Consider the following 25,839-nt stretch of genomic DNA (forward strand, 5'->3'; position numbering starts at 1 on the left):
CGTTGGTTTCTGACCACAACTTGCCAGGAGGATCGCCATGTCACGGCTGCAAGGAGTCTCCGACCGCGACGCCGGCCTCGGCGCCAAAATCGCCTTCTTCTTCACCAAACGCAAGCTAGCGCAGATGGCCGGGCTCGAAACCGCGGGAATGTTGGAGCCGCTGCGGATGTATGCGCATATCCCTCGATTGCTCAGCGCCTACGGCAAGTTGGAGCAAGCCGAGTCGAAACTTGACATTCTCAGCCCCCGTCACCGTGCGCTGGCGGAGCTCAAGGCAGCGACGACGGTGCGCTGCGAGTACTGCATCGACCTCGGCTCACAGATCGCCCGGAAGTGGGGCATCACCGACGAAGAGCTGCTGGCGATGGCCAACTATCGCAACGCCGTCTGTTTCTCCGACGTCGACAAGCTGATCCTCGAGTACGCCACCGCGATGAGTCGCACCCCGGTCGAGGTGACCGATGAACTTTTCGATGCGCTGCGTGCCCACTTCGACACGCCGCAGCTCGTCGGCCTGACCCACGTCATCAACCTGGGCAACATGCGCGCCCGGTTCAACATCGCCCTCGGTATCGGGTCGTCGGGCTTTTCGGCTGACCGAGTGTGCGCATTACCCGAGACCGATCGGCCATGACGGCGGATCCGTCATTGGCGGCTCGCTTCGAGGCGGCCCGACCGCAGCTGGGCGCCATCGCCTACCGCATGCTGGGCTCGCTCGAGGACGCTCAGGATGCGGTGCAGGAGGCGTGGCTGCGGCTGAGCCGTAGCGCCGAGTCGGACGGGATGAACCGCATCGCCAACCTGGACGCCTGGCTGACCACCGTGGTGGCGCGCATCTGCCTGAACGTGTTGCGCGACCGCCGCACTCACGGCGGCGAGGAACTTTCCGGTCACCTGCCGGATCCGATCGTGGAGGCCGTAGGTGAATTCGACCCCGAGCACCGCGCGATGCTGGCCGACGCGGTGGGGCTGGCGCTGTTCGTTGTGCTGGACACGCTGCCGCCGGCCGAGCGGCTGGCGTTCGTGCTGCACGACGTGTTCACCGTGCCGTTCGACCAGATCGCGGCCATCGTCGATCGAACGCCGGAAGCGGCCCGCAAGCTGGCCAGCCGGGCCCGACGCCGGATCGAGCAGGCCGACCCGGCTCCCGACGGCACCTTGGTCGCGCAACGGGAGGTGGTCGACGCCTTCTTCGCGGCGGGGCGCAGCGGCGACTTCGACCGCCTGGTGGCGGTGCTCCATCCCGACGTGGTGTTGCGTGGTGATTTCGGCGCCGACACGGCCGTCTTCCGCGCCGAGGGGGCATCCTCGGTGGCTCAGCTGGCCCGCAGTTACGCCGGTCCGGAACGCGAAGTGCGCGCCGCGACGGTGAACGGTGCCGCCGGAGCGGTTATTTTTATCGCCGGCCGTGCGGCGTCCATCATGGGTTTCGTGGTGCGCGGCCACAGAATCCGCGCCATCGACGTACTGGCGGATCCGGCGCGCATCGCCAGATTGGACCTGCGCGCATTACACGCCGATCACTGACCGGCGGCCTCCAGCAACTCCATCGCCGACGCCCGCGACAGCACCCAGCCGCCGCCCTGGTTGACGAAAGTGACGTTCTGCGTGACCGGCGACGTCAGTTTGGGGCCGGAGACCGCGACGTCGGCGGTCGCCGAACCGTCCGCGGCCGGCTGGACGTTGGTGACACCGAACGACAGCGGCAGGTCGCCGTTCTTGGCCGCCTTCTGCAGCTTCTTGTCGGCAACGTGCGCGGCCATTCCGCTGATGCCGCCCTGCACGAGGTTGCTCTTGTTGGAGAAGGCGACTTTGGGGTCGGCGAGGGTGGTGAGCACGCCGGTCAGCTGATCGGAAGTGGGCACACTGGCATTCATAAGCGGCTGCGCCGGCGGCGGATCCTGCAAAAGCGGCGCACCGACGGTGGTAAGCCGCACTCCGGCGGCAAGCTCACTCGGCGTCGCGGCCGAGGCCACGCCCGCGGCCACCCCCCCGACGATGGCCAGCGCTGCCACCCCGGTGGCAATGGTCTTGACGATTCCCATGGTCCCCCCTCCAGACGAGCACGAATCTCGACGCATGACCAGCGATCCGCATCGCCCATTGGTGGCGGCGTGGATGGTGTCAGCGTGCCCTTTGCGTCCGGTATTTCGCGGCTGGGCACCGATACGTTACGACATTCCGATATGGAAGAAACGTGACCGAACTCCTGCGCCCGCTGTGCGAAGACACGCGCCGATGCCGCCGGGCCGACCGATCGGTGCGTACCGGGCTTCAACGCCAATCCCCATGCGCCGCCGTGCGGGGCGCATGGGGATTGGTTTGAAGCGTCGGTATTACTCGACGCCGAATTGTCTTAGTTGGTCGCCGTCGCCGCCTGCAGCAGCGCAAGCGCCGCGTCGTGTTGCAAGACCCAGTTTCCGTTCTGGTTGACGAACACCAGGTGCTTGTTGACCGGCCCGGCGAACTTCGGCCCCGTGATGCCCACGTCGGCCTGGGCCATGTTCGGACCCGCCGGCGCGATGTTGGTCACGTTGAACTGCTCGGGGAAGTTTCCGTTGCGATACGCCTTGCGCAGGTCGTGATCAGCGACCATGCCCTCGTTTTGAGGAATGCCGTTCTCGACGAGGTTGGTCTTGTCCCTGTAGTTGACCCCAGGGTCGGTTACCTGGGTGCAGAGATTGGCCAGTTGGTCAGCCGTCGGCAACTGCCCCGGCACTCCCGGCGGCGCGGGCGGAGGCGGCGGCGGGTCCTGCGGCAGTGGCGCGCCGACCGCGGCAAGTTTCACCTGATCGAGGCCGATCGGTGCGGCAATGGAAGCCACGCCGGCGGCGGCGCCGCCAATGGCGGTCAAGGCCGCCACGCCCGTGGCAACGGACTTCACGGATTTCACAGGTCCCCCTTCGATACACATGAACCGTGGCGGATATCTGCCGATGTCCGCACGCGGTCACACGTCTCCAATGGATGAAGATGGTGTAAGTGTGCACCGTGACTTCGGATTTTGTGTCTCAGGTGGGTCACGTTACGACGACGCTACGATCGCGACATGCGAAAATACGCAGAATATTCTGTGCCCCAAGCAGGTGGCGGCGGTAAATTCGACCGCTGTCGTCAAAGCGGTTGACGCTCATCGTGTCTGCGTCCCACCGAATACCTGGACGGGCTCACGGTGGATCCCAACACCCGGTCGGATAGCAGTCCAAGGCAGCTCAGGTTGGGAAAACCGGGGCCCTGGGTGAGTCCTGATAAGTTCGGCAGGAACAGCTTTGGTGTCACGTCTGCGACGGCCAGGTCATAACCTATCGACTCCTGCAGCCGCTCTGAGGTCAGCGGCCCACCCAGACCGAGTTCTAGCAGATCGAGTGCGTCCTGACTGAACAACGTTGCGAACCAAAGCGAGTCAGCGCCCGACCCGTCGATCACGAGATCAAACCCGTGTACCGTCTCGAGATTCTCGCCGCCGCGGTTGGTGGACAGCGTCAGCCGGATCTGCCCCTCCTTGCCTACCGCATGCGCGACACGGCCCCGCAGGTGGTGAATGCGATCGTCGGCCAGCAGCGCTTCCTGCACACTGGACGAAAACACCCCACGGTCGGTGCGGGCCAACGCATCGCGGCGTTCGTCAAGGGTGAGGGCCGGCCAGTTGGTGGGATCGGAGAACAGCGAGTTCTCGAAAAACCCCTCCCCGCGGGTGAACAACGTGGCCTGTGGTGAAATCACGGTGATGCTCGATACGCGGTGGCGGAACAGTTCATAGAGCATCGCCGCGGCCGTCTCACCCCCGCCGATCACCGCCACCCGCTCCGCATTGATCCGGTCGTGATTGGCGGCGCGATCCCAGAATTGGGCAATCGACAGCATGCGCGGATTGCCCGGAAGCAAAGACCTTTCGGCCTGGCCGGGGCCGGTGATCATCAACGCATCGGCGTGCACCGTGGTCTCGTGGGTGTGCAGCGCCCAGCGGTCCCCGGTGATCGCCAATCGCTCGACGTCTCCGTGCACCACGTTCATTCCCACATGGTCGGCGACCCAACTCAAGTATTGGCTCCACCGGCGATGCGTCGGCGCCGGTCTGCCGCGGTCGATCCACTCGGCGAACGACGCGGTTGCGATGAGATATGACTGCCAGCTATAGCGGGTCATCCGCTCGTCGAGTTCGGCATTGCGGCGCGGCACCAGCGCGGAACGGTAGGGAAACCCGACGTCCTTTTCGGGGCTGGTGCCCAAGCGGTGCGCGCCATCGGTCCAGCCGCCGCTGGCCTGCCAGTTCGCCGCGACGCCGATCCGCTCCACGGCGACCACGTCGGGGACCTCGACGCTCATTTCGCGCAGCGTGAAGGCTTTGGCAGCCACCGCCACCGCTTTGGCGCCGGCACCTAGGACCGCCAATGTGCTCATCTCACCATCTCCCGCAGTGAATCGATCCAAATCTCCTGTAGTACAGCGATATCCGCGTCATCGAGGATGTCGGGCAGGGCGCGCCACTGCGCTGCCAGTACCCGCTCCCCGCCATAGGTCAGCACCACCGCCGCGATGGCGAGCTCATGGCGCACGGCCAGCTCTGGCTCCGGCACCGGCGACGTCCCCGCGAGTAACTCGCGCTCGAGCCGCAGTCCCGTGCCGCCGTCGGTGTGGGCGGCACCGAGATAATTCAGCAGCAGTTGCGGTGGTGAAAAACCGGCCAGGCGCTCGGCCGTGTCGTCGCGTAGGTAGCGCAGCAACCCGTAGTCGAGCCCGTCGCCGGGGATCCCCGATAACCTCTGCCCCACCTCGTGCGGATCGGTCGAGTGCAGGCGTACCGGGTAGATGGAGCTGAGCAACCCGACCGTGTCGCTGGTGTCGATGGTGTGTGCACCCGGGCCGTCCACCAAATTGTCGGCGCGGCCATGTGTTTCGAGTGCGAGCAACGGCGGCGCGGTGCGTTGACCGCGCCGCTCGCGCCAGCGTGTCACCGTCGCAGCGGTGGCGGCCACCAAGAGCATGGGCAACGACAGGCCCGATCCCAATAGCCGTCGCGTGACTTCGGCGTCGGTGGCCACGTTACGAACGATCAGGTTGCGGGCCCGGTCGCGGCTTGGATCGATCCGGCGGGCACCGAGGTCGGGATCGTCGCCGTCCAGTTGGGATGCCCAGAAGTCCACCGTGTCCAATCGGTGTGCCCGAGCGGTGAGCGCGTCTGCCCAGCGCCGATAGCTGGTGGGTTCCCGAATGGGTGCCGGTGAGCAGCCGTCGGCCGAGGCCGCTATGGCGGCACCGAGTTCGCCGAGGACGACCCGCCACGACGCCGGGTCCAGCGCGACGACGTGCGCGGCCACCAGCAGAACGCTCTCTCCCGCCGGCGGGCGTAACCACACCACCGACAGCAGCGTTCCGTGTTCGGGGTCCAGTCGGTCGACCGCCTGAGCGACCTGGGCGGGCACCGCGGCAACCAGATCGCCAACCACCTCAACCTCTTTGACGATGCCGGCGATATCGAAGGCCGGTACCGGCTCCAACGTCATGGTGGAACGGTTTACCCGGGTGCGCAGCACTTCGTGGCCCTCGATGATGCCGGCCAAGGCCGCATCCAACTGTTCGCGGCGCACTGTCTCGGGCAAGCGGATGGCTTCGGTTTGGGCGAGCCTGCGCGGGTCGCCGAATTCGTAGAGCCACCGGCCGTTGGGCAGCAACGGCATTGGCCCTGTTCCGGTGTCCACCTGCTGGGCGGCGGCCGTGGTCTCCGAGTCGATCGCTTCGGCCAATTCGCGAACATTGCTGCACTCGAGGATAAGCCTGGCGCGCAGCGCTATTCCACGTGCTCGAGCCGCTTGTACCACCGACAGCGCCATGATGCTGTCTAAGCCAAGTTGCAGGAAGTCCGCCGTGACGTCGACGCGCGGTTGCCCGAGCAACTCGACGAGCAGTTCGGCCAGCGCGGATTCGGTGGCGGTCTCGGGCATCGCCGCGCCGACCTCGGACCCCTCCTGATCGAGAGCGGCCAAAGCCGCTTCATCCAGCTTTCCGTTGGCGGTCAAGGGAATGTCGTCGACCAGGACGATTCGCTGTGGAACCATGTAGCGCGGCAACCGCCTACTGAGCATGCTCCGCAGCTCGGCCGTCGCGGGCCGGCCGGTGGCCGTGTCGGCGGCCACGTACGCGGTGAGCCGCGTGGCGCCCCGGTGCTGCTGTGCCAGCACTGCAGCGTGCCGCACGGCCGGGTGCGATTCGAGGGCGGCGGCGATTTCGGCGGGTTCGACGCGGTGGCCGCGGATCTTCACCTGGGCATCGGCGCGTCCGACGTATTGCATTGAGCCATTGGGCAATCGGCGCACCAGATCTCCGGTGCGATACATCCGTTCTGCCGGTACAAACGGGTCGGCGACAAAGCGGGCCGCGGTCTCTGGAGCGCGGCCCAGATAGCCGCGGGCCAGCTGGGCACCGGCCAGATAAAGCTCGCCGGTCGCTCCGCAGGGCGCCGGGCGCAGCGCGGAATCCAGCACGTAGCCACGGGTGTGCCGGGTCGGCCGCCCGATGGCCGGCTCGTCGTGCTCGGCTATGACGGCGACCACCGCCTCGACCGTGGTCTCGGTGGGTCCGTAGCAGTTGTATGCCGTCATCGACGTGGCGCCGCACATGTTCCGGATCCGGTCCCAGGCCGAACTGCCGACGGCCTCGCCGCCCAATGCCAGCACGCTCAGGGACGCCTCGATCAGCAAACCAAAAGCCTGCAGTTGCGCAAACATCGAAGGCGTGGTGTCGATCATGTCGACACCGTGCGCAGCGATCAACGCGACAAGCGCCTCGGCATCGGTCTGGGTCTGCTCGTCGACGACATGCAGGCCGTGCCCGTCGAGCAAGCCGACCAGCGGCTGCCACGCGGCGTCGAACGCGAACGACCATGCGTGGGCGATGCGCACCGGCCGGCCCAGCTTGTGTGCCGCGGGCCGCAACACGAGGTCCAGATGATCGTCGGCGTAGGCGCCCAGCGCACCGTGAGTTCCGATGACGCCCTTGGGTTCTCCGGTCGTTCCCGACGTGAACACGACGTACGCGGCCTGGGCGAGTGGAACTTCTACCGGGTTGAAGTCGTCGCCGTGCGGTTCGCCGGCCTCCAGCAGCTCGTCTGTCAGCTTGTCGTCCAACACGATCAGCACGCCCGATTGACGCAGGATCGAGTTCACCCGTTCGGAGGGCATTCCCGGCTCCATCGGGACGCACATGCCGCCGGCTTTGAGCACGGCGAGTATCGCAATGACGTAACGCGGCCCCCGGTAAAGCCGGATTCCCACCGGCGTTTCGGCTTTGACTCCATTTCGGGCGAGTCGTGCCGCCAGCCGGGTGCTGAGAAGATCCAGTTCGCGATAGCTCAGCGTGCCGCCCACCCAGCTGATCGCAACGTGGTCCGGTGTCCTCGCCACGACGTCAGCGAACCGGGCGTGGATACTCAACGGCGATATCGGCTTTGGCGTGCCTGCGGAGTTCGGCGGGTCCGCCTCATCGTCCAGCAGGACACTGACGTCACGCAGCGGACACTCCCAGCCCCGCAGCAACCTTGCGGCGGTGGTGAGCAACCGCTGCCCGAAGGTGGCGGCCGGAACGGCGCCCAGCGCCCCGTCGATCGCTTCGATCAGCACCACCAGCTCGCCGCCTTGCAGATGGGCGGCGATGGCAATGGGGAAATGTGACAGGGTTTGCAGGGCGGACGGGCGGAACGTCACACCGCCCGCGGACAATTGGCCACCTGCGGTCAGCCGGTCCATCGGAAAATTCTCGTAGACCAGCAGGGTGTCGAACATTTCGCCGACCCCGCCGAGGGTCCGAAGTTGGGCATGCCCGAGATGGCTGTGCTCGCGCAGCAGCGCGGCGGTGCGCTGCACCGCGCGGCACTGCTCGCCGACCATCGCGGCCGGATCGAGACGCACGCGCAACGGCACGGTGTTGATGAACAGACCCACCATGGTCTCGACGCCGGTCAATTCGGGCGGCCGACCGGAAACCGTAACCCCGAAAACCACATCGTACGTGTCGGTCAGCCGTGACAACACCAGCGCCCAGGCCATTTGCAGCACGGTGTTGATGGTGACGCCGCAGGATCGGCTCTCGTCGAAAAGTCGCGCGGTGGTCTCGGCCGGCACCCGCAGCTCGGTCGTGCGCGGCAGCGCCGTCTGTCGGTCCTCGGTCTGCTCGATGGATCCCAGCGAGGCGGCCAGCAGGGTGGGTCCTGGCATACCCGCCAGGTGTTCGCGCCAGACCCGGTGGCTGGCTTCCGGATCGCGGCTCGCCAGCCAGCCGATGTAATCGCGGTACGGCCGCGGGGGCGCGGGCAGCGCCGACGCATCGCCGCCGGCCTGGTACAGGATCATCATCTCGTTGACGAAGACCGGCAACGACCAACCGTCGATCACGATGTGATGGGCGGTCAGCACCAAACGCCATTGCGCGCCAGGCAATTCAATCAGTAAGAAGCGGAGCGCCGGCCCGCGTTCCAGATTGAACGGTCGCCGACGTTCGCCACTTTCCAGCGCCGGCACGTCGTCGGGTGTGGCGGCGATCAAGCGCCAAGGCAGCTCGACGCGGGACGGCACGATCTGCACCGGTCGCGGGATTCCCCGGCTGAAGAAGCTGGCCCGCAGATTCGGGTGCCGCACCAACATCTGCTCCGCGCAGCCGCGTAGCAGCGAGACGTCGAGTCCGCCGAAGATGTCCGCCGCTATTCCGATCACGTAGGGGTCGTCAGCCGCTTGCCCGTCGGCGAATTCGGCGAGCGTGGTCAGCGAATACAAGCCCTCCTGCAGCGGGCTCAGCGCCATCACGTCGTCGATGTCGGGCGCGACATCGGTTCTGGCGGCCGTCATGTCGCACCTTCGCGCGACGACGAGAAAAGTTGCGTCACGGCAGCCAAATCCGATGGCGATAGTCCGGAGGTACTCATCGGCTCGAAACGGATGTCGGTCGCCGTCTCGTCCCGTGCGATGTCGGCCCCGTCGTCGCTCGGGGCGTCCAGCGCGGCGGCCAACTGCTGCACCGTCGGGTTCTCGAAGATCATGCGCGGACTCACGGCCAGGCCCGCCGCCCGCGCCCGCGCGGCGAGCTGGACGGACAGGATGCTGTCGCCGCCGAGGGCGAAGAAATCGTCGAAGCGCCCGATTTCCGGGGTCGACAACAGTTCCACGAATACCTTGGCCAGCGCCCGTTCGGTGTCGGTGCGCGCGGGTTCGGCCTGGCCGCCGGTGCTGACCGCCGGCCGCGGCAGTCCGGGTCGGTTCAGCTTGCCCGATTCGGTTTTGGGGAGGACGTCGAGCACGGTCAGCGACGACGGCAGCATGTAACCCGGCAGGACCGTGGCGATCGCAGCACGCACCTCCCCTGCAAATGTCGCCTTCTCCGCGTCGTCGGTGATCGACCGTTGGGGCACAATATATCCGGCCAACGACGTGCCGCCGTGCACCTCCCAGGTGCGCGACGCCGCGGCGGCGACTCCGTCGGCTGCCGCCAGCGCCGCCTCGACCTCCGCCAGCTCTACGCGGAAACCCCGCACCTGCACCTGGTGGTCGGAACGTCCGATGAATTCCAGTTGGCCGTCCTCGGTCCATCGGGCCAGGTCGCCACTGCGGTACAACCGCGATCCCGGCTCCGTCCCATGGGGATTGGCGATAAATCGCGCGGCGGTCAGGCCCGGGCGTTTCCAATAGCCTCGGGCCAGCTGGTCACCGGCGTAGTACAGCTCGCCCACCACGCCGACCGGCACGGGACGCAGCCCGTCGTCGAGCAGGTAGGCTTCGGCACCCGGGACCGGCCTTCCGACAAGCGGATTCGGCAAACCCAACGGTCCGCGGGACACCGCGCCTGAGGTCTCGGTGGAACCGATGTTGTTCAGCAGCTCGGTGCCGGCTCCGGCGTCATCGCCGCACACCGACACCAGCCGGTGCAGCAGCGCCGTGCTGACCGGTTCGCCACCGCACACCAGCCGTGACAGTGCGCGCACGGCGTCGGGCCGGCTATCCACCAACGCCGAGACCAAGCTGGGCACCGCGGTCACCTGGGCCACCGAATGCCGGTTCATCAAGTCCCCGAGCATCTCCGGATCGCGGTGCTCGGCATCGTCGGCCAGGATCATGGTCGCACCGGCCGCCAGGCCGGCCAGCATCTCCATGCCGCCTTCGAGGAACGTGATCGATGCCTGTGCCAATCGGACGTCGTGCGTTCGCGGCGGGTAGTGCCGCAACTGCCAATCGAGCCGGGCCGCCATCGAACGATGGGTTCCCACTGCGCCTTTCGGCTTGCCGGTGGACCCGGACGTGAACACCAAGTGCATCGGGTCGTCGGGGTGCGGTAGCGGCAACCCGCTTGACTGCGGGCTGATCTCGTCGTTGTCGACCATGGCGCGTACCTGTGGATCGTCCAGCGAGATCAGCTCGACCCCGGGCACCTGCGGCATGCTGTCCACCGCTTCGACCGTGGCGACCACGACCGGCGGTCGCACGTCGTCGAGCATGAATTGCTTTCGCGCCAGCGGATAACCGGGGTCGATGGGAAAGTAACCGGCGCCGGCCTTCATGATGGCCACCAACGCCACCACCAGCTCCACGCTCCGCCGGGTCGACAACCCGACCAACGATCCGGGACCCACCCCGTTCTTGACCAGCAGCGCGGCCAAGTTGTCCGAACGGCGGTGCAGGGCAGCGTAATCGATGCTCTGTTCGCCGCAGCGTACCGCGATGCGATCGGCGCCCCACGCCCGGCTGGGTTCCAGCAATTCCGGGATGGTGCGCGGCCGGTCGCGCGGCGGCCGCTCGCCGCGGCTCCATTGCCGCAGAATGCGGTGCTGCTCCCCGACCTCGACCAGCTGGACCTCCCGCAAACTCTGGTCGAGGTCGTCGGCAAACGCGGTGAGCGCCCGGGTCAGCCATTGGGCCAAGCGCTCGACGGTGGTCCTGGCGTAGAGCTCGGTACGAAAGATGACATTGCAGTGGTAGCCGATGTCGCCCGAACCGTCGGTACCGAAGAAGTTGACGCTCAGATCGGCGTGCGCCATGTCGAAGATCGGGTCCAGCGACGTGCACACGGTGTCCTGCTCTTCGCTGCCCTGGGTCGCGGTCTCGATGACCCGCGTGGCGGACAGGTGATCCCGGACGTGCACGACGACCTGGAACAGCGGGTTTCGTGACAGCGAGCGCACCGGGCTGACGCTGTCGACCACGCGGTCGAACGGCAGGTCCTGGTGCGCGTAGGCGGCCAGGGCGGTGTCCCGGGCCCGCTCGAGCAGTTCACGCAGCGTCGGGTTGCCGCCCATGTCGTTGCGCAGCACCAGGATGTTGACGAAAAACCCGATCAGCTGGTCCAATTCCGCTTCGGTGCGGCCCGCGACCGGGGTACCCAGCGGAATGTCGGTTCCCCCACCGGCTTTGTGCAAAACCACGGCGACGGCCGTTTGCAGCAGCATGAATTCGGTGATGCCCAGCTCGCGACACAGCTCACCGAGCCTGGCGCGGGTTTGCGAGTCGATGTGAAAGTCGACGGACTCCCCCTCGCCGCTGGGCACCGGCTGGCGCGGAAAGTCCGGACGCAGGCCGGTGTCCTCCGGCATCCCGGCCAGCTGCCGCGTCCAGTACTCCCGCTGCTCGGCGGCGATCGGCGATTCCTGGCCGCCCGCGTCCCCCAGGAACGTGCGCTGCCACGCCGCGTAGTCGGCGTACTGCACATGAAGCGGCGCCCAGGACGGCGCTTGTCCGCCGCGCCGGGCCCGGTATGCCGTGATCACGTCGGAGAACAGCACGCCCGCCGACCAGTGGTCGGAGGCGATGTGGTGCACGACCAGCGACAGCACGTGCTGCGCCGTGTTCTCGGTGCGCAGCAGCGCGACCCGGATCGGCAATTCGGCGTCCAGCGCGAAGCAGTGGCACCGCTCGACGTCGAGCTGCCGTTGCAGCCAGGCGTCGTCGGGTCCCTCCTCGCGGCGCACCGGAAACTCGAGGTCGGTTGGGCCCACCACCTGATAGGGCACACCGTCCAACTCGACGTAGCTGGTGCGCAGGATCTCGTGTCTGGCGACGACATCGCCGATGGCGGCGATCAGCGCATCGATGTCCCACGGCCCGGTCAGCTTCGCCGCAAACGGGATGTTGTTCACCCAGCTGGGCCCGTCGACGCGGTAGGCGAACCAGCTGCGCAGCTGCGACGCCGAGAGCGGCATGGGCTCGTCGTGCGCAGTGGTGATCAGCCTGGGTCGCCGCGGCGTGAGTTCACCCGAACCCAACCGGTCGATCCGCTCGGCCAGCGCACCGACCGTGGCGAGTTCGAACACGTCACGAATGCCGATTTCCACGCCGCACTCCGCGCGAATCGCGATGACCAGTTTGGTGGCCACCAGCGAGTGGCCACCCAGGTCGAAGAACGAGTCGTCGACGCCCACCCGCTCATGGCCGAGCAGGCCGGAAAACAGTTGCGCGATGCGGTGTTCGGTGGGAGTGGTGGGATCGCGGTATTCGGTGACCACCGCGATCTGAGGTGCTGGCAGTGCGGCATGGTCGATCTTCTGGTGCGCGGTGATCGGGATTTCGTCGAGCACCACATAGGCGGCCGGGGCCATGTAGTCCGGGAGCGCTGCGGCCACCCGGGCCCGGATGCGCTCCACGTCAACCGTTTCCGTGCCGGAGCCCTGAGCCGGCGTCACGTATCCCACCAGGCTCTTGCCCAATTGGGGCAGGTCCATGGCCAGCACGACCGCCTGCCCAACGCTGGGGTCGACCGAGATCGCGGCCGCGATCTCCCCCAACTCAATGCGGAAACCGCGGATCTTCACCTGTTCGTCGGCGCGGCCGACGAACTCGATGTCCCCGTTGGCGTTGCGGCGGGCCAGGTCGCCGGACCGGTACATCCGCCCGCCGGGCGTGAACGGGTCGGCGACGAATCGCTCGGACGTCATCTGCGGCCTGCGGTGATATCCATGCGCGACATGTGTTCCGGCGATGTAGATTTCACCGATCACGCCGACGGGAACCGGCTGCAACGCGTTGTCGAGCAGGTACACCTGGGTGTTGATCTTAGGCCGGCCGATGGGCACCACGCGGGTACCCTGGGCGCCCTCCACGGGGTAGCTGGTGCAGTTCACCACGGTCTCGGTCGGCCCGTAGAAGTTGTACAGCGAGGCGTCGAAGGTGGCGTGGAACTTGTCGGCGACCTCGCCGGGCAGGGGCTCTCCACCGATGGGCACGCGCCGCAGGGTCCGCCACTGGCCGACGCCGGGCAATGACAGGAAGAGCCCCAACAGCGACGGCACGAAGTGCATCGACGTAATGCCCTCATGCGCCAGCAGGTCGGTGAGGTAGCCGATGTCGCGCAGCCCATCGGGCCGCGGAATCACCAGGCGGGCGCCCATGATCAGCGTGCCGAAGATCTCGCCCATCGAAACGTCGAAGCTGGGCGAGGCGACCTGCAGCAGACGATCGGTGTCGTCGACGCGGTATTCGTCGCCGAACCAGACGAAGTATTCGGCGATGGGTGCGTGCGGCACGGGAACGCCTTTGGGCAGCCCGGTGGAACCCGAGGTGTAGATCAGGTAAGCGGTGTTTTGTGGGCTGAGCGGTCGGACCAGCTCGGACGGCGCGGTGACCGGATAGTCTGCGGCCATAACCGGTTCACGCAACACCAGTTTGGCGTCCGCGTCCTCGAGAATGAACGTCAGCCGGTCCTCCGGGTAGGTGGGATCCACCGGCAGATAGACCCCGCCCGCTTTGAGCACCCCGAGCGCGGTGATCACCAATTCCGGAGACCTGTCCAGCAGTACCGCGACGCGATCCTCGGTGCCGATTCCTTGCGCGATGAGCCAGTGCGCCAACCGATTCGACTCTTCGTCGATTTCCCGGTAGGTATAAGGGCGGCCCTCGTAGACGACGGCGACGGCGTCGGGCGTCAGGCCGGCCCTGCGGCCGACCAACTCGGGCAAGGTGCTCGCCGGGGTGACGAATTGCTCGCCGGTCGAAACGGCGCGCAGCCACTCGGCGTCTTCGGCACTCATCAATGCGCAGGCCGACAGCTTCGCGTCGGGCTCAAAGAGCAGACCGTCGAGCAAGGCTCCGTAGTGGCGCAGCAATTGCTCGACCAGCGGCCGATCCAGCACCTCAACCAGGTATTCGGCCTCGACGAGGCCGCCGCCGGAGCCGTCTGGCGTCCGATCCAGCTCGACCATCAAACTCAGCGGCAATTGGTTGAAATGTCCGCGCAATTCACCGCGTTCGCAACGCACGCCCGGCGGGCAGAAGCCGACACCGTCGGGCTCTCGTTGCCCGAAGCTCACGCGGGTCATCCGGTCGGCGCCATGGCGACGATCGGGATTCGATTCCCGCACCAGCCAGTCCAGGTCGGCCCGCGAATGGGCGAAGGCGCCCACCGCCTCGACGCGGGTTTGGTGCAACAGCTCGCGAAACGTCTGGTGCGGCGCAGGCCGCAGCCGAATCACCACGGTGTTGCCGTAATAGCCGATGACGTCCTCGGTGCCCACGCCGCGGTTGAGCACCGGGGCCGCGACCAAGAAGTCGGTTGACTGGGTATAGCGGTGCACGAGCGCGGCGAAGGCGGCCATCAACACCATGTACGGGGTGGCGCCCGTTTCGCGGGCCAGCGCGGCCGCCCGATCGACGATGTCGACCGACAGCTGCGCGGACGCGCGCTGCGCGCGCCAGGTGGTGGGCACCACCGAACCGTTGGGCCCGGGAAGCTCGAGGGGCTCCGGCAGGTCGGCCATCAGCGGTCGCCAGTAGTCCAGGTCCGACTGGCGAATGGAGGTCGGATCCGACGAATGATCCCTCGGTACTGGCCCATCGGCGAAGGTGTCCGGGTCGGTGTATGCGCGGGTCAGATCCGCGAAGAACGGCTCCCACGAGCCGTCATCCCAGGCGATGTGGTGCGCGGTGATCAGCAGCATCAGCTCGTCGTCAGTCAGATGCGCCACCGTGATTCGCAACGGCGAATCCTTACTCAGGTCGAATGGCCGACGAAAGTCGCGCTGCGCCAGCACATCCAGCCGCAGCCGGCGCGCTTGATCGGTCAACTCGGCCAGGTCGTGCTCGGCCCATTCCGGTCGCAGGTCCTCGCGGATCACCGGATGCGGGACGCCCTCGCCGTCTGCTGCGTACGTCGTGTGCAACACGGGGTGCCGCCCGGCGACGGCGTCGACCGCATGGTGCAACCGCGCGGTGTCGACCGTGCCGGAAAGGCGGTAGGAGACGCAGATGTTGAGCAGCGCGCTGTCGGGATCGGCGGACTGCACGAACCACATCCGGTGCTGGCCCACCGACATGCGTGGCCCGTCGTCGGACACCTGCGCCGGGGCCGTCGTCCTGGCCAGGCCGCGTTCAGCGAGCATGCGGCGCAGTAATTCCAGGCGCTGTTCGTCGAGTGGGGTGCCGACGCCGGTGGTATTTGTCACGCTAGGAGTCCAGCCTTTCTAGCATCGCGAGCGTTGAGTGATGTGCACCGTTGGCGACGCCCGCGCGCCCGAATGAGGGTGGCGTCGCGGGCCCGCCGGTCGAGTCGGCACGCAACGCCTCGATCAGCTCTGTCACGGTGATGCCGCCGAGCATGCGGGACACCGGAACCGAATTGCCTACCGTGCGGCGCAGGCGCTTACGTAGATCGAGTGCGAGCAACGAGTCCACGCCCAGGTCGATGAGCGATGTGCCCGGGTCAATCGAGAGCGAATCGCCCAGGTGCAGCGTTGCGGCCAATTCGGCCCGCACTATCTCGGCGAGCGGCTTCTCAACCGAGACTTCACGGTCCGCACCGTCGCCGCAGGGCGAGACGATGAACGGCATTGGCATTCCCTGGCTTTCAAAGAACACCTGGAGCCGCTTGAAGTCGGCGTCGAAAATCAGTGGATCGCCCGCGTAGCGATACAGACTGGCTTCGATCGCCTGCTCCGGCTCCATTGCCACTAAACCTGATCGTTCGGTGCGGGTGATCTCGTGGCCCGCCACTACGCCGGCACCGTGCCACAGGCCCCATCGGATCGCGGTGCAGTCGCGTCCCGTGGCACGCAACTGGGCGGCCAACACGTCGAGCATCCGGTTGGACGCCGCGTACGCCGCGTGGGCGTGCCCGCCCCAGACTCCGAATACCGATGAGCAGGCCAGGATCCGGCAATCCGGCCGCAGCGGCCACACGTCGGTCAGCGCCGCCAATCCGTCGACCTTGGCCGCGCAGACCGCCGCCACATCCGAACCGGTGAGATCCGAACTCAAGCGCGCCTGCGCGATGCCTGCGGCGTGAATCAGCAATGACGCGCCCGACCCCGCATAATTCGCCGCGATGGCGGCCAGCGCGGCGCGATCGGTGATGTCGCACCGGGGGGCACGCACTTCGGCATCATGCCGGCCACCGAGTTCACGCAGTACGGTCGGATCAACGCCGTTGCGGCTCAACAGGGTGATGGTCCGGGCGCCGCGCCTCAGGCAATACCGCGCGTACTGCAATCCGATGGCCCCGCTGCCACCGGTGATCACCACGTCGTCCAGCGCAGCCGCATCGAGCGGTCGCCGCGTCGTCGACTCGCGGCACGCACTCAACGTCCGGCCGTAGAGTCGCGGCGATTCGGCGCCCCGCAACGCGACCTCGGCCGCCTCGCCGAGCAGCACCTCGACGACGGCTTGCGCCGTGGCGGGATCGACATCGCGGTGCGTGAGGTCGAGATGCCCGAAGGCCTGGTCCGGGAACTCGAAGCTGACGCTGCGATGCATGCCCGCCAGCGCAGCCTGCGCCGGAGAGGCGGGGGCATCGTCCCGGTCGATCTGTTCGGCACCGGCGGTGAGTAACCAGACGGCCCGACACCTAGGGCCGATCAACGCGGGGTAATCGGGCAGGCCCGCATCGGGCCGACCGGCGATCTGCTCGATTGCCGCGGGGGCGTCGAGCTCGTCGAGTTCCGGGGCGGCCACCACGAGGACTTCCGCCTCGTTCGGTGACACCGCTCGGCGGTCATCATGTCCCGCAACGGCGTCGACGAGTCGCTGCGTCAGGGCACCTGGACCGAAGAAGCCGATGTCCACGGTGGTTACGCTCGTCGTGATCGGTGCCGACATCGGCCGCCACTTTTCGACAGCCACGGTGAGCGCCGGCGCAGGCGCCGGTTCGGTCACTCGTTCCGGTGCCGCCCAGAGGTGCACCGCCCGCATCGGCGCGTTCGGGAACCCCCGCAGCGCGGGCCGCTCGGCACCCGGGACCGCGTCGGCCCACCTTGAGCCGGGGTCCGCGATCGCAATGGCGGCGATGTTCGCCGACAGCGAATCGGTGATGGCGCGGTCGCGATGCCCCGAGCCGACGATGACGCTCGCCTCGTCATCGACGATGCCGCCCAGAGGATACAGCAATGACGGGTGCGCCGAGAGCTCCACGAACGCGTCGGCCCCGCAACCGCGGGCATACTGCACAGCGAGATCAAATCGCACGGTGCCGCAGAGGTTTTCATACCAATAGTCACCGAAGTCGGTGGTGTCAGCCAACTCGGCGCCCAGCGTGGAGCCGATGAATCTCACCGGCCCGTCGCGGAATGCCGACTTCGGCGTCAGCTCGGCCAGACTCGCTCGCAACGGCCGAAGCGCGCTGGTGTGTCCGGGATAGTCGACGGACAGCTGCTGGCTGAAAATGCCACGCTGTTGGGCCAGCCGCACCGCGCCGGCCACCGCCTGCTGGTCACCGGCGACGACGGTCGACGACGGGCCGTTGACCGCCGAGACTTCCAGCCAGCCGGGCGCCTCCGCCAGTAGCGACTCCGCGATGTCGAGTCCGGTCCCGAGCACCGCCATCGCGTAGCAGCCGGTCAACTGGTCGACAACCGTGGCGCGCGCAACCACCAACGCGACCGCGTCCGACAAGGCAAGCGCTTCCGCCACATACGCGGCCGCCACCTCGCCGAGGCTATGACCGATGGCGATATCGGGCAGCACCCCGTAGGACCGCCACGCTTCTGCCAGGCTCACCGCGTGGGTGAACTGCGCCGCCTGAATCTCGGAGCGCGACCAGCCGCGCTCTTCATCGCTGACCAGATATGGCAGCGGAGAAGGGAATCCGGCAGATACGAAAGCTTGCGTGCACCGATCGGCGGCCGCACGGTAAGCCGGCAGCTGCCGGTACGCGTCGGCTCCCATCGCCTGCCATTGATTGCCCTGGCCCGGGAACACGAACGCGACGCGCCGCGGCGTCGTCTGGGCGCAGTGCGAGACCAACTCGTGGTCCTCGTCGCGAGCGATCGCGGACAGTGCCGCGACGAGTTCGGTGCGGTCCGCCGCTCGCACCACCGCACGGTGACGTCTCACCCGGCGCAATCGCAGCAGGGTGGAGGCGACCGCGGCGGTCAGATCTGGCGAGTCGTCGACGCGACCCAGGTAGTCCGCGATCGCCGAGGCGTCCCGGCGAATCAGCTCCGGGTCGTGGGCGCTGAGCAGCACCGGAACGCGCCCGTCCGGAAGTCGATGGGTGAGCATCATGCGACCTCGGGGACGGAAACGATCAGATGTGCGTTGGTGCCCGCGATCCCGAACGCGGAGGCCGCGGCGGTACGTTGCCCATCGATGGCCGGCCACGGTGTCAAAGTCTGCGCCAATCGCAAACCCTGTTTCTCCCATTCGATTTCGGGGCTTGCTTCGCTCGCGTGCAGGGTGGGTGGCACGGCGCCGTGTTCCGCAGCTACCAGCACTTTGGCCAGCCCCAGCGCGCCGGCCGCGGCCAGCGAGTGACCCACATTGGATTTCACCGAACCCAGCCATGCTCCGCTGCAAGGTTCGGTATCGCCGTAAGTCTGGGCAAGCGACCGCAACTCGGTTCGGTCACCGAGTCGGGTTCCGGTGCCATGGCCCTCGATCATTCCCACCTGGGCCGGTTTGATCCCGGCCTGGCTGATCGCCCGCCGGAACAGCCGTACCTGGGCATCGCCGCTGGGCGCGCTCAGACCGGCACTGCGCCCGTCCTGATTCATAGCCGTGGCCCGCACCTCGGCGACTATCTGTCGACCAGCGCGCAACGCGGCCGATTTACGTTGCAGCACAAACATCGCCGCCCCCTCGGCCCACACGGTCCCGCTGGCCCGCGCGCTGTAGGGGCGGCAGTATCCGTCGTCGGAGAGTGCGTGTTGTTTGGAGAACTCGACGAAGAAGCCCGGCGAACCCAGCACGTTGACCCCACCCGCGATGGCCAGATCGCAGTCGTCGTTCTGCAGGGAGCGCGTCGCGACGTGGAAGGCCACCAGCGCGGATGCACACGAGGAGTCCAGGGTCAGTGCCGGCCCGGTCAACCCCAGCGTGTAGGCGATGCGGCCCGAAATCACACTGAGCGCGGTGCCGGCCAGCAGATGACCGCTGTGTTCGGAGAACGTGGCCATCTCGGGTCCGTAGCCGGTGGCCGAGGCGCCGACAAAGCAGCCCACATCGTGTCCGGCCAGGTCGTCTGGATTGATGCCACTGTTTTCGCACGCGCGCCAGGCCACCCGCAACGCAACCCGCTGCTGCGGGTCCATCACGACCGCCTCGCGGGGTGAGATGCCGAAAAACTCTGGATCGAAAGTCGTTGCCCCGGTGAGGAAACCGCCGCGGTCATGGATCTCTTTGAAACCGCTGCGCCGCGAGCCGGCGAGCAGTTCGTGCACCGCCCAGCCGCGGTCAGTGGGAAAGGGGCCCAGCGCCTCACGGCCGTGCGCCAGCAGATCCCAGTAACCGTCGGGTGTTTCGATGCCGCCGGGTGCCTCGACACCCATCCCCACGATCACGACCGGATCGGCGTCCTCGCCGTCGAGGCCCCGGGCAAAACCATCGTCAGACATTGCTGATCACCCGGCATTCACCTGTGCGGCGATCGCGTCGACATGGTCGTAGACGTAGAAGTGCCCGCCGTCATACAACGACACCGCGAAGGATCCGGCGGTGTGCCTTTCCCACTGCTCAAGCACGCCGGCGGTGACGCGATGGTCGTCACGGCCACCCAGTACGTGAATGTCGGCGCCGATGCGGACATCGCGGCTGGGTTCATACCCGTTGAAGGCCTGGTAGTCGGCGCGCACCGCGGTGGTCAGTAGTTCGCAGAACTCTTCGTCGGCGAGCAGTTCGGGGTCGGTGCCGCCCAAATCGGCGATTTCGGCCAGCAGCCCGTCGTCGGTGGTCGGCAGTTGGGGCATGTCCGCGACGACGCACGGCGGCGGACCGGCCGATACCCAAAGCTTCTGTACGGCCGCGCCATGCCTTTGGGCCACAACGGCGAACTCGAAGGCGACGACGGCACCCATGCTGTGCCCGAACAACTTCAGCGGCGCGACGCTGGGCCACGGCGCGGCCCGGAACAGGCTGGCGGCCAGATCGTGCACGCTGTCGTGGGCGGGTTCGGTGAGGCGGTCAGCCCGCTGGGGGTACTGCATGACATAGGTGTCGCCACCGGCGGCCAGCGCGGCCGCCAGCACCCGGTAGCTCGCGGCGGCGGCACCGGCGTGCGGAAATATCACGGTGGCACCGGTGGACGACGCGTCGCCGTGCGCCCTGGTCAGCTTGATCCAGGACGGGAACGTGGCAGACACGGTGATCAGGTCATTCAATGTCATTGTGCCGTATACGATTTCGTAGCTTGTCGAGCGGCCGCCAGAACCGACTCGGCGTCCATCCCGACGACCTCCAGGTACAGCTCGGCGACCTGGTCCAGCCGGCCGGGATCGTTCTCGCCGGCGCTGAGCACCGCGGCCAGCGCCGACACGGTTCGGTTGGCGAAGACGTCGGCGACGATGATGTCCGGTGCGTCCAGCCAGGCCCGAATCCTCGCCACGGCTTGGGTGGCGAGCACCGAATCACCGCCGAGTGCGAAGAAGTCGTCGTCGATTCCGATGTTTTCTTGGCCGAGTAGATCACCGACGATCAGTGCCAGTGCGGACTCCAAGGGCGTCGACGGTGACCGGTAGCCAGGCCGCCGTACTTGCCCGACGGCGGTCTTCAACTCACGCGCGGCGGCGCGCCGGTCGAGCTTCCCGGCATCGGTGAAACCGATCCGCTCCACAACCATGATGTGGCGTGGGACCATGTACGCGGGGACCAGCTCACCAAGAAGCTGCCGGATGCGTTCGGCGGTCAAAGAGGAGTCGTCGGTGCACACCTGCGCGGCGAGCACATCCGATTCCCCGGATACGGCGATCAGGGCGGCCACCGCCGTCCGCACGCCGGGCACGCGCCGCAATGCGGTCTCGATCTCGCCCAACTCGACGCGATAACCGCTGATCTTCACCCGCTCGTCAGCGCGGCCAACGAATTCGAGGGTGCCATCTGGCCAGTAGCGGACCAAATCGCCGGTGCGATACCAGGTTCGGTCGTCGTGCTCGACGAAACGTTGCGCGGTGAGATCGGGACGTCCGCGGTAGCCGCGCGCGATGCCGCGCCCGGACACCCAAAATTCCCCGGGGACCCAGTCGGGGCAATCAGCGCCGGTGTCGCCGACGACGCGACAGGCGTTGTTGGGAAGCGGGACACCGAAGGGCAGGGCCGTCCAATCTTGCGGCATCGAGTCGGTTACCTCGAAAATGGTGTTGTGCACCGGGGTTTCGGTGGCCCCGCCGAGGCCCGCGAAGCGCAGGTTCGGCGCTTCGGTCCGTAGGCGGCGTACCACCTCGGGTCGCACCCAGTCGCCCCCGGTGGGGATCACCCGCACCGACGACAGCCGCCCGCGGCCGACTTCACTCAGCATCTCCAGCCAGCCGGGCATGAAGTGCAGCACCGTGACTTTGTAAGTGTCGATGAGCCGGGCCCAGGCGTCAGGATCGCGCCGCTGCGCTTCGTCGACCACCACGATGGCCCCACCGGTGCGCAGGGTGACGAACACGTCCATCACCGAGATGTCGCCTTCCAGTGTCGACAGCGCCAGGCATCGATCCGCGGGGCCGATCTCGAAGTGGTGGCCGATGAATTCCACCGTGTTCATGGCCGCGTCGTGGGTGACCTCAACACCTTTGGGCTCGCCGGTCGAGCCCGATGTGAACAACACGTAGGCGAGTTCGGCGGGATCGATTACCGCTGAAGCAATCTGAGCAATCGGGCACCCGTCGTTAACCACCTCGGCTATGACCAGTTCGGGTACCGGCATGGACAGTCGTTGTCCGCCGCACACCAGGGCCAAGCTCACCCGCCCGGTTTTTAGGATGCGCTCGGTGCGATCACGGGGCTGGTCGACGCCGATCGGCAGGTAAACGGCGCCGACCGACAGGATGCCGAGCAACGCCGGAATCTGCTCGGCGGTCTTCGGGCCCATCACCGCGATGGTGTCGCCGGCGGCGATGCCGGCGGTGCGCAGCGCCGCGGCCACGGCCCACGCCTGGTCGCGCAGTTGCGCGTAGCTGAGGTCACCGGTACTGGCGAATATCGCCGGGGCGTCGGGCTGCCGCTCGGCTTGCCGAAAGAACCCGTCGTGCAACGCTTCTCCGCTGGCCTGGGCGGTGCGAGCATTGGCCGCATCACGTACCGCGCGCTGTGCCTCCGGCAGCGCCGGGGGCCCCGGCGCCTCCCATGCGTCGTCGGCGGAGGCCAGCCGGTGCAGCTCGTCGATGTGGTAGGCGAACATGGCGTCGATGACACCCGACGGGAAGATGCCCTCGCGCACATCCCAATTCACCAGGACCCCGCCGTCGAACTCGGTGACCTGCGCGTCGAGCAGCACCTGCGGCCCCTGGGAGATGATCCATCCCGGCGTGCCGAACTGGCCGACCACGTCGGGACTGAACAGCTCGCCGAGCCCCAGCGCGCTGGTGAAGACCACCGGCGCGAGCACCTGGGTACCGCGGTGGCGGCTGAGGTCGCGCAGGACCGACAGCCCGGGATAGGCGGAATGCGCGGCGGCCGTGCGCATCGCGTCCTGCACCGCGCGTGCCCGCGCGGTCGCGGTGTCGGCGCCGATTAGATCGATGTCGAGCAGCAACGAGGAGGTGAAGTCGCCAACCAGAAAGTCGACGTCCGGGTGCAGCGCCTGGCGCCCGAACAGCGGCACGTTCAGCAGAAAGCGTGAGGTGGTCGACCAGCGGGCGACAGTGTTGGCGAATCCCGCGGCCAGCGCCATCGCTGGGGTGACGCCGCGCGCTCGAGCGCGGGCGAACAGCGCATCGCGTGTCTTGGGGTCCAGCCAGTGCCAGCGTCGGGTGCTGTGGTTGGCGCCCCGGCCACCGGTCGACGGCAACGCGGGCGGGTCTGGCAGCTCCGGGAGGCGCCGCGCCCACCAGGCCCGGTCGGCCTCGCGTGCCGGCTGCGGCTGTGCGCTTGCCGCCTCGATAGCTTGGCGGTACTGGCGGTAGGTGTAGCTCAGCTGGGGGAGATCGCGGCCGCCGTAGCAGGCGGCCAGATCGGCCATCAGCGTGCGATAGCTCATCGCGTCGGCCGCCTGCATGTCCAGGTCCACGTGCAGGCGCGACCGCTCGCCCGGTAGCAGCGTCACCGCCAATTCGAACACCGCGTCGTCGAGCTGCTGATGAGATTTGGTGGTGCGGATCGCGGTGAGCCGCTGTTCGGCCTCTTCGGCGCTCAGCGAGCGCAGGTCCTCGACGCTGACCGGGAAGGCGCCGCTCTCGTTCACCGGGGTGATGCGCTGATTTCCGTCGGGTAGGAACCGCACCCGCAACATCGGATGGCGACGCGCCAGCGCGGTGGCCGCCGTGCGCAGGCGCTCGGGGTCGACCGGGCCACCGTCGAACTCCACGTACAGATGACCGGCAACACCACCCAGCTGCTGGTTGTCATGGCGACCGACCCACATCGCGTGCTGCATCGGGGCCATCGGGAACGGCTCGTCCGCCCCTGACAGGTCGGCGTCGCCGGGAGCCTCGGCGGTCAGGATCGGCTGGCAGGCGCCCTTCCGGTCGGCGCCGACCAGAGCGGCCCAGGCTTCGATCGTCGGGGTCTCGGCAAGGGTGGCGAAGTCGATGGCGATGCCCTGGCGCCGCCAGCGGCCGGCCAACGTCATGATCCGAATGGAGTCCAGGCCCTGGGCGATCAGGCTGCGACCCGGCTGAACTGCATCGACGTCGACGCCGAGCAAATCGGCCACCTCCGCCCGGATATTCTCCGAGCGTGCCGAGGCGTGCACCACAGACCCTCCCCGATTAGCACAGGCTGCCCTAATTTTTTGGTTACCCTATCCTTACTCGCGGCATCCCCGCTACTAGCCCTGCCCGGAGTCCCGCTAGAGGAGCCATGAGCCCGAACACACCGCAGCCGACGCCCGGAGTCCTCGACGGGTTCGTGCCCTTCCCAGCGGATCGGGCCGCCGCCTATCGGGCCGCCGGCTACTGGGCGGGACGGCCCCTGGACACGATCCTGAGCGACGCGGCCCAGCAATGGCCCGATCGAGTCGCCGTCCTCGACGCCGTGGGCGATGACGCGATCAGCTATGCGGAACTCGACGACTTGGCTGACCGCGCGGCCACCGGACTGCGGGGCGCGGGTATCGCGCCGGGCGACCGGGTGTTGCTGCAGTTGCCGAACGGCTGCCAGTTCGCGGTGGCTCTGTTCGGCCTGCTGCGGGCAGGAGTGATCCCGGTGATGTGCCTGCCCGGACATCGCGCCGTCGAGCTTGGGCATTTCGCCGCGGTCAGCGAGGCCACCGGACTGCTGATCGCCGATACCACAGGGGGTTTCGACTATCGGCCGATGGCGCGGGAGCTGACCGAGGAGCACGCCGAGCTCAAACACGTCATCGTCGACGGCGACCCGGGGCCGTTCATCTCATGGGCCCAACTGTGCGACCAGCCGGCAATCGGTGCGCCGCCATCGTCACCCGACCCGGGATCGCCTGCGCTGCTACTGGTTTCCGGCGGAACCACGGGAACACCCAAACTCATTCCCCGCACGCACGACGACTACGTTCTCAACGCGAAGGCCAGCGCGGAACTCTGTGGGCTCACCTCAGCCGACGTCTACCTGGCGGTGCTGCCGGCCGGCCATAATTTCCCGCTCGCCTGCCCGGGCCTGCTCGGCGCGATGACCGTCGGCGCTACCACCGTTTTCGGCACCGACCCCAGCCCCGAGGCGGCCTTTGCCGCCATCGCACGCCACGGTGTCACGGTGACCGCCCTGGTGCCCGCGTTGGCCAAGTTGTGGGCGCAGGCCTGCGATTGGGAACCCGTGACACCAAAGACGCTGCGGCTCTTACAGGTTGGTGGCGCCAAGTTGGAACCCGAGGATGCCCATCTGGTGCGCGGCGCCCTGACCCCGAGTCTGCAGCAGGTGTTCGGGATGGCCGAAGGACTGCTGAACTACACCCGGTTAGACGATCCGCCGGAACTCACCGAGCACACCCAGGGGCGGCCATTGTCGCCCGCCGATGAACTGCGCGTCGTCGATGCGGAGGGGCGGCCGGTGGGCCGGGGCGAGGAAGGCGAACTGCTGGTCCGCGGGCCCTACACATTCAACGGCTACTTCCGCGCCGAACGCGACAACGAACGCAGCTTCGACCCCGACGGGTTCTTCCGCAGCGGCGACGTGGTGCGGCTGCGTCCCGACGGCTATCTGGTGGTGACCGGCCGAGTCAAAGACGTTATCTGCCGTGGCGGAGAGACGATCTCCGCGGCAGACCTCGAGGAGCGGCTGCACAGCAACCCGTCGATCCTCTCGGCCGCGGCCGTCGGGCTGCCCGACGCCTACCTGGGCGAGAAAATCTGTGCCGCGGTGGTTTTCAACGGACCCGAGCTATCGCTGGCGGAGTTGAACGACTATCTCGACGCCCGTGGCGTGGCCGCGCACGCGCGGCCCGATGTCCTGGTCCCGATGGACTCACTGCCAACCACGCCGATCGGCAAGATCGACAAAAAGGCCATCGTCCACCAGGTTTCGGCTCAACAAACTCACGCGCGACGGTAGG

12 protein-coding genes are annotated in these 25,839 nt (G+C 67.4%); 3 read left to right on the top strand and 9 right to left on the bottom strand.

What is annotated here, in order from left to right; all coding sequences use genetic code 11:
• Window positions 1–37: 37 nt before the first annotated feature.
• Both A5686_RS12505 and A5686_RS12510 read left to right on the top strand, forming a co-directional pair.
• Window positions 38–634, top strand: a complete 597-nt coding sequence (locus A5686_RS12505; RefSeq protein WP_067934498.1) for a carboxymuconolactone decarboxylase family protein — start codon at window positions 38–40, stop codon at window positions 632–634.
• The gene (locus A5686_RS12510; RefSeq protein ID WP_067934500.1) at window positions 631–1,527 is read left to right on the top strand and encodes a sigma-70 family RNA polymerase sigma factor; all 897 of its coding nucleotides are present in this window, start codon (window positions 631–633) and stop codon (window positions 1,525–1,527) included. Before A5686_RS12505 ends, A5686_RS12510 begins: the two co-directional genes overlap by 4 nt.
• On the opposite strand, the gene A5686_RS12515 is transcribed toward A5686_RS12510, so the two are convergent.
• From A5686_RS12515 to A5686_RS12555, 9 genes are all read right to left on the bottom strand, one after another.
• Window positions 1,521–2,045: a hypothetical protein gene (locus A5686_RS12515; RefSeq protein ID WP_067934502.1), complete on the bottom strand. Its 525-nt coding sequence runs from the start codon at window positions 2,043–2,045 to the stop codon at window positions 1,521–1,523. The two genes, A5686_RS12510 and A5686_RS12515, sit on opposite strands and share 7 nt — an antisense overlap.
• A 311-nt stretch (window positions 2,046–2,356) precedes the next feature.
• Window positions 2,357–2,893, bottom strand: coding sequence for a hypothetical protein (locus tag A5686_RS12520; protein WP_067934505.1), 537 nt, complete (start codon window positions 2,891–2,893; stop codon window positions 2,357–2,359).
• A 221-nt stretch (window positions 2,894–3,114) separates the two neighbouring features.
• Window positions 3,115–4,401 carry an NADPH-dependent L-lysine N(6)-monooxygenase MbtG gene (mbtG, locus tag A5686_RS12525; protein ID WP_067934506.1) on the bottom strand — a complete coding sequence of 429 codons (1,287 nt, stop codon included), beginning with the start codon at window positions 4,399–4,401 and terminating at the stop codon, window positions 3,115–3,117.
• Window positions 4,398–8,837, bottom strand: a complete 4,440-nt coding sequence (locus tag A5686_RS12530; protein WP_067934508.1) for a non-ribosomal peptide synthetase — start codon at window positions 8,835–8,837, stop codon at window positions 4,398–4,400. The genes mbtG and A5686_RS12530 overlap by 4 nt, the downstream gene beginning before the upstream one ends.
• Entirely contained in the window at window positions 8,834–15,409 is a 6,576-nt protein-coding gene (locus A5686_RS12535; protein WP_067934510.1) for a non-ribosomal peptide synthetase, read from the bottom strand. Before A5686_RS12535 ends, A5686_RS12530 begins: the two co-directional genes overlap by 4 nt.
• Window position 15,410: 1 nt before the next feature.
• Window positions 15,411–18,458 carry a mycobactin polyketide synthase MbtD gene (gene mbtD, locus A5686_RS12540; RefSeq protein WP_067934720.1) on the bottom strand — a complete coding sequence of 1,016 codons (3,048 nt, stop codon included), beginning with the start codon at window positions 18,456–18,458 and terminating at the stop codon, window positions 15,411–15,413.
• On the bottom strand, window positions 18,458–19,789 hold the full coding sequence (locus A5686_RS12545) for a polyketide synthase (RefSeq protein WP_067934512.1): 1,332 nt from the start codon (window positions 19,787–19,789) through the stop codon (window positions 18,458–18,460). Before A5686_RS12545 ends, mbtD begins: the two co-directional genes overlap by 1 nt.
• Window positions 19,790–19,795: 6 nt before the next feature.
• Window positions 19,796–20,557 (bottom strand): thioesterase II family protein, encoded by a 762-nt coding sequence (locus A5686_RS12550; RefSeq protein ID WP_067934513.1) that lies wholly within the window; start codon window positions 20,555–20,557, stop codon window positions 19,796–19,798.
• Window positions 20,554–24,069, bottom strand: a complete 3,516-nt coding sequence (locus A5686_RS12555) for a non-ribosomal peptide synthetase (protein ID WP_067934515.1) — start codon at window positions 24,067–24,069, stop codon at window positions 20,554–20,556. Before A5686_RS12555 ends, A5686_RS12550 begins: the two co-directional genes overlap by 4 nt.
• 104 nt (window positions 24,070–24,173) lie before the next feature.
• Here A5686_RS12555 and A5686_RS12560 point away from each other — a divergent pair, with 104 nt between their 5' ends.
• Complete coding sequence (locus A5686_RS12560; protein WP_067934516.1) at window positions 24,174–25,838, top strand: (2,3-dihydroxybenzoyl)adenylate synthase; 1,665 nt, start codon at window positions 24,174–24,176, stop codon at window positions 25,836–25,838.
• The last annotated feature ends 1 nt before the right edge of the window (window position 25,839 follow it).

Source organism: Mycobacterium sp. E2479 (assembly GCF_001667925.1).
Lineage (GTDB): Bacteria > Actinomycetota > Actinomycetes > Mycobacteriales > Mycobacteriaceae > Mycobacterium.